Here is a 12,100-nt window from a genome sequence, read left to right as displayed (position 1 = left end):
TCTTTTCCTTTTATACTCTATATATAAATGACTTTACCTACCGGGAAATATCACTTGGAAGTGCTTCTATTATAAACCATAATAACTAGTGACAGGATAGAAAAAATCTGAATTGTTTTCAAAAAACAAGAAGAACTTATGGATAAGAACCTAAAATTAATGTTTCTGCTGGTTTATGCAATTAACCTTGTATTACTTTCAGCTTGTTGTTTTGGGGAACCCAATTCAATAGAAAAACAACTTAAAATAATTATTGCTGATAAGGCATATACGCTGTCAGATCTTAAAAAACAGTTTAAAACCATACGTGTAAGCATCCCCTTTAATCCTGCTTATAACAATGTGAAAAAAGTATATTATGCTTTTGATATGAATCAGATTTTAACAAAATTGTTGGCAGTAGATTTACAAAAGAACAATGTAGACCAGGTATTATTAGCTCAAACAGCAGATAACTATATGTCTCAAACCCCTCTGTTGTATTTTACGACAAAAGGTCAAGCCTATCTTGCTTATCAAGAAGCACCCGAAACAATTTCTGGCAATAACATCACCAAAGATGGTCGTTGGAGTTACATTAATCAACACGGTAAAAAAGATAATCCCGGTCCTTTCTATATTGTATGGGATAATACAAGCACCTACCCTGCCAGTTGGCCATACCAGGTTATTTCGATGCAAATAGTGAATAAAAAAGACCTGGCTTTTTCTCTTTTCTTAAATCCTTTGCAAGAATCAGAGTCTATAAAAAATGGTCATCATATTTTTAATAATATATGCTCCACTTGCCACTCTCTATTTTACAAGGGAGCTCAAGGACGCGCACCGGACTTAGGCATGGTGACAAGCTACTTAACACCTTCTGATATCAGTAAGCTTGTAAAGAATGGCAGAGGATACATGCCGCCGATAGGCAAAAACCTTCCCCCGGAAGAAATTAATGATCTCATTGAATTTTTAAACTGGGTTAGCGGACAATCATCCAAACTAAAATGCGAAATTAATGACTAGGGATATAGTTCAGGACTTTGTAGCTACCATTGACAAGCAGCAACAATTTCTGAAATATGCGTACATATAGTTCGCAGATTTAGGTAAACGGATCAGAAGAGCCCTGATCCGATAATTTTTTAGATTATTTCTCCAACTCATTAATGAGGTTAAACAATTGAATCAGAGCATCATTTTTCGCTCTAAAACTGGCAAAAGTGTTATTCTCCTTACTATCTGCAATATGCTTTGCAAAAGTAATTACACGATCATCCTTTTCAATCCAACCTACGAACCATCCATGTTGCAAAGGCAATTTTTGACTTTTATCTTTTGTTAACTGCCGACCAGTACCTGTTTTTCCATAAAGCTTCCACCCACCAGGCAACTCCTGGATGTACATGATATTTTTAGTCATAGTATAAGCTTTTTGACTCACCGGTAGTTTCTTATAGATTATTTTTTGTAGAAATTGAATTTGCTCTGTGGGTGAGATAGAAAGTGAGCTTGAAAGCCAGGCATGGGTTAAACCGTTATTTTGACCTTCGTCTCCCGAAACATCCTGATTACCGTAGTGAAATGCGTCGACATACCCTTTAAACCGTTTCATGCCCAATTGCCGAGTTAATGCCTGTGAATACCAAACACAGGAGTCTCTGATCCAGGTATGCGGGTTATGAGGGTATTTCCATACATTCAAATAAAGTTCGTATTCCTTTTTGTATGGCCATTCAGGATGAAGCTCATCCTTTAATATACCAGAATCAAAACCCATAAGGCTCAGTGCAATTTTAAAAGTTGATGCTGGCGAATAGTGTTGATCACAATCATTGCCCTCGCGTTTTAAAACAGTTTGATTTTCTTTTGCCAAAAAACAGGTACCTTGAGCCCAAGTAGAGACACAAAATAATAATCCCATACACAAAAACACAATTATTTTCTTCATAACAACCCCAACATTCTTGAATATCCGGGTGTGAAAATAGATACCACACCCATAAGCTACTTATCGATTTGTACTACCAAGAGCATCCATCGCGACATTTCGGAATACTGGAGCAGCCAATTCCCCTCCCGAAGTTAATGTCTCTCCATTTTTTCTTGAATAACCTTGTTCAATCACGACTAACACAACATAACGCGGATTATCTGCTGGCACATACCCGGCAAACAATGCGAGATGTTTATCATTATTTTCAATAACAGTTCCTGTCTTGCCAGCCACAGAAACACTAGGGATAGCTGCGAGTTTTCCAGTGCCATTAGTAACAGCATTCTCTAGCATATGATTTATTGAGTTAGTGCTTGTTTCTGAAATAATGGCTCTATTTCCTCTATCAAATTGGTGTCCATTGTGAGCAAGGATGGCATAAGATTGTACTAGCGATTCGATTGTGACAGGAATATTCTCTCCAAGTGACGCCATTGCCAGTTGTAAATCGTCACTTTGATCCGCTTGCCACCAACTGTTCATGTCAAAACCAAATTCAGAGAGTTTTTTACGGATTACTGGTGCTCCAGCCTCTTGAGAAACCTTGATTAGGCACACATTGATAGATTTTGCGATAGCCTCTGCTAAAGAAGCTGATCCAACATTGGGGTTATAGTTAGTAAATGTTTTGTCTTCTATATAATAAGGTGAATGACAATCATAGCTCTTTGTTTCATAGCTATTCCCTGAATCAATTGCAGCAGCTGCAATAAAAGGTTTAATGGTAGACCCAGGTGAAAAAACACGTGACTTCCAACTGTTTTGTTCTTTATTCTGGCTTGATTCAGCAAATGCAATAATATTGCCAGTATTAGGATTAGCTATCGCAATAACCCCTGATTTTGCGTGATAGCGCTTGACCGCAGCTGCAATTTCTCTCTCGGCAATGTTTTGCATTATAGGATCCAAGTGAGAAGTATCGACAACTTTTGCCTTGGTGCCGCTCAAGGTTCCAGCTGCTGAATAGGCAACACATATTGGCATTAAAATAGAAAACCCTGTAAATGCTATCCTTAATAACAAGGATTTAGGGGAGTTGGGTGGATAAGTTGATAACATTGAAATTCTCCTGATGATAAAAGTACAGTCTTCGTTTTGTTTGCCCAAAGCCATACCTACCGTGCATGCAAATTTTCGGTTAGATGACAGAGAACATTGAGATACTGTCTTTACAACATTAAACAGACAGCGGCCATAGTCATGTGCCGAAATTTTTTGGTGGCCAACCAATACTTCATCACATGAAAGTTCTTGTAAGTCTCTTAAAACACGACACCATTGAGTAACACCCGGGTTCCAGAAGAAGATAATGCGTATGATTTCGATGAAATAAGCCCATAAACAATCTCCATTACGATGATGTTGTCCTTCATGAGCAATCGCAATCCTCACATTCCTGGAAGAAGAAAGCAAAGAGACTGGTAATACAATGTAAGCTTTATTAAACAGCAATACTGAGAAAGGGACATGACATCGGTGAGAAACCTTAATAATTAATTTACCGGAAGTTCGATAAAGAATTGCTTCAGTCAACATCAATTTCAAGTGGCTTAAACCTGATAACAGGTGATAACCACGAAACAAGACCAACAAACAAAACACTACACAAAAAAGCTGAAAATAACTTATATTGATCAATGTAAAGCTAGAAAGCGACTCATGATTGAGTTTTGAAGGTTCTTCTTTAAAGATGGGTTGTTTTACATACTCTTGCAGAGCATCAAATGATGCATAGTTTAGTCGTTCAGGTTTTTGATCAGGATTTATGCAGTGCACTGCTAATGGAGATATGATACAGCTAACTAATAAAAAGCGTACTAGTTTCAGTTTAAAAGATGGTCTATCCGCTAACCAATGACGCCCTATAAATAGTGAGCTGATGAGAAGCAAACAATGAATACTTAATAAAATTTCTATCAATAACATTACAAAACCTCAGCCTGCTTTTCACCATCTGTTAATTTCTTAAGTGCCTCTTCAATTGCTTGAATGTCATCATGTTGTAACTTTCTGGCCATCAAAAGTCTTTGGACAAGCGCTCGGGGTTCTCCATCAAAAACATTGACAACCATATGATCAATACAAGTGTTTTCATAATCTGACTTTGTAACTATGGGCATAAAAACATGAGCATAGGAATTTTTTTGACACTCAAGAAATCCCTTTTGTTCCAGCACTTTTAGTACTGTTGCCACGGTTGTATAAGCCAAAGGCCTTTCTTTAGGCAGATGTGAAACAACCTCCTTAATAGTTACCTTATCAAGGCTCCAGATAATATTCATTAATTCAAGTTCTACTTCTGTAAGAAGTCGATCATGAGCTATCGAATTTTTTTTTGCCGACATGTTTCTCTCCAATAACCACATAAGTCTCTACTATTTTTATAGTAGTACTCTACTATAAAAATAGTAGAGTTGAAATAGTCATGGGAAAAATACTTCTCTACACGCGAGAACGGTTTACTTGAATGGCGCAATCGTGTTGATACCTAATATCAACACGATCGGCTTACAGACAATATTTACTAATTCAGGAGGTTAGTTCATTATAAGTTTTTGCGATAATCCATTGGTAGAATCAAGCTCTGATACCTTAGGGCTAGAACTAAAGAAGCTATAAAGCCCATAACCTAAACCAACAATACTGGATACAACAGTAGTAGCTAATGCCTCTTCAGCCAGACTGTTTCCGGGATCATATTGGCCAGATAATATGGCTATCCCCATTAAAGTTATTAGTGCAGAAGAGGTACCACCTACAGAAGCACCTGCCTTTAAAAGGAAGTTGCAATTGGGGGTATCTGTATTCTGGTTTTTCAAATTTGTATCAATTTGGCTAAGGCTGTTTATTTCGGATAGGCTTTCAATTAATGAAACAAAAGGATCTTCATCCAAATGACCTTTGGGGCAAGTAGCTCGAACCAATAAGGAAGAAACAGGCTTATCGGAGTGTGCAAGGATTTCGCTTCTATCTCTTTTATACTGGGCATAACTTCTTTCATATTCTTCTAACTCTTTTTCCGTATCCTCAGTTTTTAAAAGAAAATAATGCCCTTGAAGAGCATCAATTGCCACTTCAAAATCAGGTAAATTGACCTTTGGGTTCACATATTCGGCTACAACTGAGGAAGTAGAACGATCATATATTGTAAGTGGCTGATTAATGGCCTTCATCATGGTCATAATTTCAATATATGATAATTTAACCTGAGGTTTTGCCAAATGTTGACAATATAATGTATACCCTTCTGCGTCCCAATAATTTTTGATTGCTTCTTCATCCGATGACGAGTCAACAAAATATTTTTCAAAAGGTGAATCCTTATTTATTAAAGTACTTTCAGAGCGATTATAAAAATACTCTAAAAAAGCCTCGTTCGCTTCATATAACACACCAAATTCCGTTGTTTTTAATTCTTCCTTCGGCATAAATGAGCGATACTCTTTATAATTTTTAAAAGCACTGAATACTCCTTTCTCACCTTCCAGCTTTTCTGTTTTAATTACTGAATTATTAACAAGTTGAGTTGGGAACCATTCCCTAAGCAGAAATCCTAAAATCAAGCTCTTTTCAAAGAGATAACCAGACGGTTTAAAAACATCATTTTTCTTATCTAATATAGAAAATAAATTCAATGATTCCGGGTTATGAAAAAATTCAAATAATTGTTCTGCCTTACTATTTCTATTAATGATTGATTTGAAGTAAAATAAATCATCAGGAAGTGGTAAATTATTCGTTAACAGGTAAAGTGCAAAATTATGGAAAAAGCAGTTATCAAAAGCCCCCGAAACATCAACTGCATTTTCTACTCTTTATTGAAGTGATATTACTTTTTTATCCTTTTTGTGTACATAATTTAATCTATCACTTTGTTATTTGAGATAATTAAATTGATTTTTGATCATAAAGAATCATTATTAAGCAAGTATTAAGAGATAAAATATAATAATAGATTAAATTGGATGCATCTTATCATCTGGAATAGGCTTTTTTATACCCGATAATGATCAATAAAAGTGCCAAGATAAATGGTGTCACAAATAACATCATCAAAGGCCATAAATTAGAGCCCGCATATAACGCGTAAAGCGTATACAACAGCAAAGGTACGCTAAATAATAAAGGGAAACACGCCAATTTCTTCCATCTCCCCGTCCAATTAAAAATAACAATAATTTGCAAAAACCAATACAAAAGAATTAGTAAAAAAAGGAGTTGAACAAACAGGACATTACCAGAGGAAACGGGAGTTTGTGACTGAGGAAACACACTGGATTGCTGTTGTTGATTCAGTCTTTGAACCCAGGGAGCTGCTGCTTGATTGTTTATGCCATTCTCATTTTGCCAGACTGCAGACACAGGAATTGATTTGGCTTGCAAAGTCCTCCAATTGGCATCATAGATTGTGACAGTAATGGAATCAATTTCTGTGGTATTATCGTAAGCTACCCAGGCAATAGCCTCACCTTCTCCAGCTGGGTACGCTTGTGATGGGTTAAACCTGGCACTATCCATTATTTTTTGCCGCAGATTTTCCCCAATAGCCTGGAATCGCAAAGGTTGGTCACTCTTATATCGAATAAGCACATACAAAGCCTCATCCTGGTTTAATGTAATAGGAGATTTAGGACTGGTTTCGATAAGCTCGACACTCAATGCCATGGATGGAGTAGAATAAATAGCCAGGATCACTAGCCAAAAAAAAGGGTTCACCCTTTGAACCAGATTCATGAATGCGTCCTTCTATTAAATAAACATTTCTCTTTATTATGGCATAACTTCAAATATAGTAATTAATTCATCAATCCAATTAAAAAATAATTATTCCACATCGAATAAAATGCTGTTCAAGTGCTAACAAAGCTTAATATTGAACCAATTCACGTAATACCACTGTCGCGTATGCACCAGCCGGCAAGGCAAATGAAAGCTCTACTGTGTTTTGATTTATCCTATATTCAATCTGCTCCGCATAAAGGATATTCGCACGCCAGGCCTCTTCCAAACCATTTTTTTCTAACCCTTTCAGCCAAGCAGACCATTCTGAATAAACTTCATTTATAATTTGCAAGGCTGGCCCTTTTACCAGATACTTACTCTTCCCGGGCAGAGGACTTGCAGGAGAAACATCTTTTTCACTGATACGTATTAATAATTGCTCATCTATATTTTTATCAGTGACAAAGATACTGTTTGATCCCCTAAGCTGTATGACATCCCCCAATAAAGGCAAATTCCACGATGATTCCTTGACACGCCGGGACAAGACCAAATTATACAACCATGATCGAGCTGCGGAAAAATACATTCCTTGTAAAAATTTATCTTTTACTTTGCGACCGTGTACTAGTAATTCCTCTGCTTTTGTTAAATTTCCACCATCTCGACCAAAACGCTGCTCACCGAAATAATTTGGAACACCTTTTAATTTAATTTGCTCAATACGATGTACTAGATCACTCTCATCAGAGACATTTCTTAAAGTGATTATAAAATGATTGCCCGATAAAAAACCTGGTTTGAGTTTTTTGTTATGACGTGTACATTCCAGTATTCTCCAACCTGGCGCTTCCAGTTTTTCTATGCCATCGATTATCTCCCCGGGTGCATGAACACTGAGCCATTGAGTTGTTAATGCCTGTTTATCCTTTAATCCAGCATGACTTATAAGTTTTATGGGTTTATTAATTAACCTAGCTAATGATTTAACAACTTCTTCGGTAGTTAATCCTCTTTTTTCAATTTTAAGAACTATGTGCTCTCCTTCACCACTAAATTGTCCTTCAAACAATTCATTCACTTGAAAATCTTCCGGCAACGACTTAAAAGTAGCTGTAGAGTTTGGCATGCCATAGGCTCGTGGCCAATCCAAAGAGTACATCAAGATCTCCTTCAACAAAAAAGGGTTCTAAACTAAATCCACAAATTCACTATAAGCTCACAGAGATACAGAACTTATTGGTTGAGATAATGCATCTCTTCGCAAAATACCTATCTTAACTATCGTTTGTCATTTGATATAGGGACTATAAAACATTATGATTCAAGATTACCAACAAAAATTAGTTTAAATTCTTGATTGACTATAATTTAAATAGATATTTTCTTTTGCAATTTCTGATCATGGTCTGCGTTATCCAGTTAGAATTAAATTTTTTATTTTCAGGTTATATATGATTGTAAACAGTTCATTTAGGCCACTGTGGTGGCTAAGTAACAGGCATGCACAAACCTTGTATCCTACTTTAGTAAAAAAGCGGTTAAAACCGCGAATTGATTTTCATGAGCGACTGGAATTACCTGATGGTGATTTTATTGATCTGGCCTGGTCTGTTAATGAATTAAATAAAAATACACCCTTAGTCATATTACTGCATGGTTTGGGTGGAGGAATTAACTCCATCTATGTCAGTGGATTAATGCAAGCATTCGCAGATGCGGGATTTCGTTGTGTTTTAATGCATTTTCGCGGAGCCAGTGAAGAACCCAACCGTATTTTACGTACCTATCATTCCGGTGACACGGCTGATTTTGCCTATTTTCTTGAAATTTTGGCAAAGAGAGAACCTGCGACAAAAAAAGCGGTTGTCGGCATATCCTTGGGAGGCAACGTTCTACTGAAATGGTTGGGCGAAACAGCATCACCTTTATGGGCAGATGCAGCTGTTGCTGTTTCCGTACCATTCCAATTAAGTTCAGTCGCTGACAGAATGAATCAGGGTTTTTCTCGCCTGTATCAAGCTTACTTATTAAGTCGACTGCGCCGTATTTTTCTAAAAAAACTAAATCACTTAAATAATTCACCATTTTCAAAAAATGATTTACTTTCCTTAAAAACTTTCTGGGATTTTGATGAGCAAATTACAGCACCAATCAATGGTTTTAAAAGTGCACATGAATATTACCAAAAAGCAAGCTCCAGACAATACCTTAAGAATATCAGTACGCCAACTTTAATTATTCATGCGCAGGATGATCCTTTCATGACACCAGATGTTATCCCAACATTGGAAGAATTATCTTCTCAAACCACTTTGGAATTAAGCGAGTATGGCGGGCATGTAGGCTTTATTGCCGGGACTGGAAAACGCTCAAGCCAACCTGTGTATTGGCTTGAACAGCGCATTCCTGAATTTTTGCTAGATTATTTATCTTAAAAAATCAATGGGAATGTAATACGTTTAGCTATTTTTTGATACAACCAGCCCGACTGTTGCAGCAGCTGCTGCTATAGCCACTACGCCTAATCCAATATTTCTTATTGAGAAAAAATTATAACGATTCGCTTTTTCTGTATCTATACTTTCCTTAGAATTATAAAAAATTGGGTTATTCAAAATAACCTCACCACTCGGTGTTATTGGTTTTCCTGTAATTGATGTTGCTTCAACTTCTGAATAACCATCTTCCATCAATTGGGCAATACTCTCATCCAATTTGTTTTTATAAAGTGTTGAAGCAGTGCCAATTTTCAGAAATTTTTCCTCGATCTGCCCTTCGGTCTGATTATCATTCCAAGTAACTCTTTTTTTCTTATCTGATTGAATGAGTTCTTTCACTTCTTTCTCATTTTGCATACAAACCTCTCTATAACCAACCAAAATTTAAACAATATTAGCAATAAATACTTAAGAAAATATGAACTCAAAAGATATTTTAAAAGTTGCGCCTATTTGGAAACTCAGATGAAACCGAGTTGATCGATGAAATTCCATATCAGACTGTAAATTGTTGTTTATTAAAAAATATATTTCTGATTAGTATATAATCAGGAGTCATTACAGAAGATTTAATACACTTTACTACCGATTCACAGTGTAACTTGTCGCAGCCTCAGAGCATTAACGATAACTGATACAGAAGAAAGTGCCATAGCTGCTGCTGCAATGACTGGATTTAAGAGCAGACCTGTTAATGGATAGAAAATACCTGCGGCAATGGGGACACCCAACATATTATAAATAAAAGCGAAGAAGAGATTTTGTCGTATGTTATTCATTGTGTATTCTGATAAATATCGAGCTTTGGCAATACCACGTAAATCTCCATGTAGCAAGGTAACGCCAGCGCTCTCAATAGCAACATCAGTGCCTGTACCCATAGCAATACCAACATCTGCTTTCGCCAATGCAGGAGCATCATTTACTCCATCGCCTGCCATTGCGACAACCAAACCATTTTCTTTTAATTCGCTGACAATACGACCCTTATCTTCAGGCATTATTTCTGCTATAACTTTTTTTATACCCAGAGTAGCTGCAACAGCTTCTGCGGTTTTTTTGCTATCCCCAGTCAGCATGTAAATCTCAATACCCTTTTTCTGAAGTGCATGAATGGTTTCTGCGGTAGTAGATTTAATTGGATCTTCTACAACTAAAAACGCTACTGTTTTACCGTCAACTGCCATAAACATAACAGAAGAACCTTTTGCCCGAAATTTATCAGCTTTTTCAAAAAGAGAAACATCGTCGCTTCCATACTCATGCATTAATTTTGCATTACCGATAGCTACATGATGACTATTTACTCTACCTACTACCCCCCTCCCGGTTGGCGCTTCAAAATTTTGAACTGAGCTGAAAGCTATTTGCATTTCTTGTGCTGCTTTCACAATAGCGCTAGCCAGGGGATGTTCACTGTGAAATTCCAGAGAAGCAGCTAATAGCAATGCTTGTCTCTCATCCCAATCTTCGCTGGTTTCAATATGGGTAAGTTTCGGGTGTCCTTCCGTAAGTGTGCCCGTTTTATCTACAATGAGCGTATTTACCTTTTCCATTCGCTCAAGCGCTTCAGCGTTTTTGATTAATACTCCATTTTGCGCGCCTTTCCCCACACCTACCATGATAGACATTGGTGTTGCCAAACCCAATGCGCATGGGCAAGCAATAATGAGAACTGATACAGCAGCAATTAAGCCGTAACCAAGAGATGGCTGGGGACCTAATAGCCCCCATATAATAAAAGACAGTACCGCTACCAAAATCACTGCGGGAACAAACCAGGCCGAGACAGTATCCGCGACACGCTGAATTGGAGCACGGCTTCGTTGAGCGTCACTCACCATTTGAACAATACGTGCCAGCATGGTATCTGCACCAACATGCAATGCTTTCATAATGAAGCTACCCGTTTGGTTAATTGTAGCTCCAATAACCTTGTCTCCAATTTCTTTAGCAACAGGCATAGGTTCACCCGTTACCATAGATTCATCTATAAAACTACGTCCTTCTTGTATTTCACCGTCCACAGGTATTTTTTCACCTGGCCGTACACGCAGCGAATCACCAACTTCTACTTGATTGAGTGCTATTTCCTCTTCGCTACCGTCTTCCTTGATGCGATGCGCATTTTCTGGTGCTAATTTCAGTAAAGCACGAATGGCACTACCTGTTTGCTCTCGTGCCTTTAATTCAAGTACTTGCCCCAGCAGTACAAGTGTGGCTATCACTGCGGCGGCTTCAAAATACACAGAGACCACCCCTTCCTGACTTCGAAACGCAGCGGGGAATAATCCGGGGAAAAAAACCGCCACCACACTATAAATCCATGAGACACCAATACCCATCGCTATCAAAGTAAACATATTTAATTGGCGTGTTTTGAGTGACTGCCAACCACGCAGGAAAAAAGGCCGACCGCACCATAGCACCACAGGTGTTGCGAACAACAATTGAATCCAATTTGAAATACTTGTCGAAACAAAATGCTGGAATCCATGCCCTGCCATTTCCAAGATTACTAAGGGCAAAGTCAATATCAACGCCACCCAAAATCGGTGCTTCATATCAAGATATTCCGGATTTGTTGCTTCACCAATGGAAATTGCTTCTGGTTCTAATGCCATTCCACAAAGTGGACAAATCCCGGGGGTAGCCTGGCGAACTTCGGGATGCATGGGGCAAGTATAGAAAATTGTTGCATCTGAAATAATTTGCGGTTTATGTGCATTATCTTTCTTGTGGCAGCAAAGGTGTTCATTATGAACATGGGAATGACCTTCATGGTGGTTGTGTGCCATTATTCACCTATCCGTAGTTTTATTCTGCCTGGAATTTATAACCATTTAAATTAGCTCATGATACCCTGTTGTACTGGTTTATATCTACAAGGTCATAA

Annotated in this window: 9 protein-coding genes and 1 pseudogene; 2 read left to right on the top strand and 8 right to left on the bottom strand. The window is 37.6% G+C overall.

All coding sequences use genetic code 11. The features are described 5' to 3' along the window. The first annotated feature begins 138 nt into the window (after window positions 1-138). On the top strand, window positions 139-1,011 hold the full coding sequence (locus tag OQI99_RS04470; protein WP_061512651.1) for a c-type cytochrome: 873 nt from the start codon (window positions 139-141) through the stop codon (window positions 1,009-1,011). Between the two features lie 124 nt (window positions 1,012-1,135). On the opposite strand, the gene blaOXA is transcribed toward OQI99_RS04470, so the two are convergent. From blaOXA to truD, 6 genes and pseudogenes are all read right to left on the bottom strand, one after another. Continuing rightward, window positions 1,136-1,936 carry a class D beta-lactamase gene (gene blaOXA / locus OQI99_RS04465; protein ID WP_061512650.1) on the bottom strand — a complete coding sequence of 267 codons (801 nt, stop codon included), beginning with the start codon at window positions 1,934-1,936 and terminating at the stop codon, window positions 1,136-1,138. Between the two features lie 60 nt (window positions 1,937-1,996). Continuing rightward, window positions 1,997-3,907 carry a M56 family metallopeptidase gene (locus OQI99_RS04460; RefSeq protein WP_265731387.1) on the bottom strand — a complete coding sequence of 637 codons (1,911 nt, stop codon included), beginning with the start codon at window positions 3,905-3,907 and terminating at the stop codon, window positions 1,997-1,999. Next, window positions 3,907-4,326, bottom strand: a complete 420-nt coding sequence (locus OQI99_RS04455; protein WP_061512648.1) for a BlaI/MecI/CopY family transcriptional regulator — start codon at window positions 4,324-4,326, stop codon at window positions 3,907-3,909. The genes OQI99_RS04460 and OQI99_RS04455 overlap by 1 nt, the downstream gene beginning before the upstream one ends. 192 nt (window positions 4,327-4,518) lie before the next feature. Continuing rightward, a pseudogene (locus OQI99_RS04450) lies at window positions 4,519-5,811 on the bottom strand (type IV secretion protein Dot). 145 nt (window positions 5,812-5,956) lie between these two features. Continuing rightward, window positions 5,957-6,715 carry a hypothetical protein gene (locus OQI99_RS04445; protein ID WP_061512647.1) on the bottom strand — a complete coding sequence of 253 codons (759 nt, stop codon included), beginning with the start codon at window positions 6,713-6,715 and terminating at the stop codon, window positions 5,957-5,959. A 133-nt stretch (window positions 6,716-6,848) separates the two neighbouring features. Further along, window positions 6,849-7,865 (bottom strand): tRNA pseudouridine(13) synthase TruD, encoded by a 1,017-nt coding sequence (truD, locus tag OQI99_RS04440; RefSeq protein ID WP_061512646.1) that lies wholly within the window; start codon window positions 7,863-7,865, stop codon window positions 6,849-6,851. Window positions 7,866-8,157: 292 nt separating this feature from the next. Here truD and OQI99_RS04435 point away from each other — a divergent pair, with 292 nt between their 5' ends. Then, on the top strand, window positions 8,158-9,141 hold the full coding sequence (locus OQI99_RS04435) for a hydrolase (protein ID WP_061512645.1): 984 nt from the start codon (window positions 8,158-8,160) through the stop codon (window positions 9,139-9,141). Between the two features lie 24 nt (window positions 9,142-9,165). On the opposite strand, the gene OQI99_RS04430 is transcribed toward OQI99_RS04435, so the two are convergent. Together OQI99_RS04430 and OQI99_RS04425 are read right to left on the bottom strand one after the other, a co-directional pair. Continuing rightward, the gene (locus OQI99_RS04430) at window positions 9,166-9,561 is read right to left on the bottom strand and encodes a hypothetical protein (protein WP_061512644.1); all 396 of its coding nucleotides are present in this window, start codon (window positions 9,559-9,561) and stop codon (window positions 9,166-9,168) included. Window positions 9,562-9,794: 233 nt separating this feature from the next. Then, entirely contained in the window at window positions 9,795-12,002 is a 2,208-nt protein-coding gene (locus OQI99_RS04425) for a copper-transporting P-type ATPase (protein ID WP_061512643.1), read from the bottom strand. Window positions 12,003-12,100 lie beyond the last annotated feature (98 nt).

Source organism: Legionella sp. PATHC039 (assembly GCF_026191275.1).
GTDB classification, from domain to species: Bacteria; Pseudomonadota; Gammaproteobacteria; order Legionellales; family Legionellaceae; genus Legionella; species Legionella pneumophila.
The sequence above is the reverse complement of the archived record's forward strand: the minus strand, read 5'-3'. Positions and strand labels throughout refer to the sequence as shown.

Coding starts and splice junctions, on each gene's coding strand:
- OQI99_RS04435 (WP_061512645.1), top strand. CDS start 8,158: ATGATTGTAAACAGTTCATTTAGGCCACTGTGGTGGCTAAGTAACAGG.
- OQI99_RS04460 (WP_265731387.1), bottom strand. CDS start 3,907: ATGTTATTGATAGAAATTTTATTAAGTATTCATTGTTTGCTTCTCATC.
- OQI99_RS04470 (WP_061512651.1), top strand. CDS start 139: ATGGATAAGAACCTAAAATTAATGTTTCTGCTGGTTTATGCAATTAAC.
- OQI99_RS04430 (WP_061512644.1), bottom strand. CDS start 9,561: ATGCAAAATGAGAAAGAAGTGAAAGAACTCATTCAATCAGATAAGAAA.
- blaOXA (WP_061512650.1), bottom strand. CDS start 1,936: ATGAAGAAAATAATTGTGTTTTTGTGTATGGGATTATTATTTTGTGTC.
- OQI99_RS04425 (WP_061512643.1), bottom strand. CDS start 12,002: ATGGCACACAACCACCATGAAGGTCATTCCCATGTTCATAATGAACAC.
- truD (WP_061512646.1), bottom strand. CDS start 7,865: ATGTACTCTTTGGATTGGCCACGAGCCTATGGCATGCCAAACTCTACA.
- OQI99_RS04445 (WP_061512647.1), bottom strand. CDS start 6,715: ATGAATCTGGTTCAAAGGGTGAACCCTTTTTTTTGGCTAGTGATCCTG.
- OQI99_RS04455 (WP_061512648.1), bottom strand. CDS start 4,326: ATGTCGGCAAAAAAAAATTCGATAGCTCATGATCGACTTCTTACAGAA.